General features: G+C 57.5%; 2 protein-coding genes. Both read right to left on the bottom strand.

Annotation, left to right across the window (positions count from 1 at the left end):
* Window positions 1–193: 193 nt before the first annotated feature.
* Window positions 194–487 (bottom strand): hypothetical protein, encoded by a 294-nt coding sequence (locus AB4Y64_RS17685; protein WP_441817758.1) that lies wholly within the window; start codon window positions 485–487, stop codon window positions 194–196.
* Window positions 488–567: 80 nt separating this feature from the next.
* The coding region (locus tag AB4Y64_RS17690) for a hypothetical protein (protein ID WP_441817759.1) at window positions 568–782 on the bottom strand (215 nt) is incomplete at its 5' end.

Consider the following 782-nt stretch of genomic DNA (forward strand, 5'->3'; position numbering starts at 1 on the left):
TGCCTGGAGAGCGGAACACCAAGAACTGCTAAGGCAACTATGGCGACGGCAACGAGCGAGTCGAACCTTGGTGATTCCCTACCAAGGATCTTCCGTCGGTGGATGAACTCATCTTTGGTCATCGATGGATCTCAAGCAGGCCTAACGCCAGAGTTAAGCCGCACCGCGGAGTGGTGTCGGCTTGAACGAATTGTTAGGGCGCAGCACGTTGACTGCGCCAACCTGACACCGCGCCTTTGATGCCGGGCGCGTCGGTGAAGTTGGCGATGTGCCGCCCCTGATACTTGGAAGGGTGATACGAGACATCACGAGCCAAGGCCTCCAAGGCGGATCTGCCGGTAGCGGAAAAACTGGCCGCCTCGTCTTCGGTGAGCTGGAAGTCTACCGAGTAGAGGCCTACTGATCCGCACATCGCGGTCAAGAACAGGGCGCCATCCTCATTGCTGAAGAGCATCCACGCCCATGGTTCTTCTGCGATTACCTTCATCTGAGCCCTAACGCCTGAATTAAGCCGAGCCACGAAGTGGCTTCGGCTTGAATGAACTGTTAGGCGGCAAGCCCACGCGCCTAGGCTGCCACCGGAACGAAGATGCGATAAGCGAATCCTGCAGCGCCAAGTCCAAAGAACACAACCCTCCACCAGTAGCTGTAAGGCATGATCCTGCGATCGATGCTTGCCACCCACCAATTGTCTAAGGCCAACCCCGAGACTGCTTGAAGCGCGAAAAGCGGCCCGAACAAGGAGAGTCCAATAACCGCCCAGCCAGCATCATACGCGGCGG

It is taken from the genome of Lysobacter sp. TAF61 (assembly GCF_052113485.1).
In the GTDB taxonomy this organism is placed as follows: domain Bacteria; phylum Pseudomonadota; class Gammaproteobacteria; order Xanthomonadales; family Xanthomonadaceae; genus Lysobacter_J.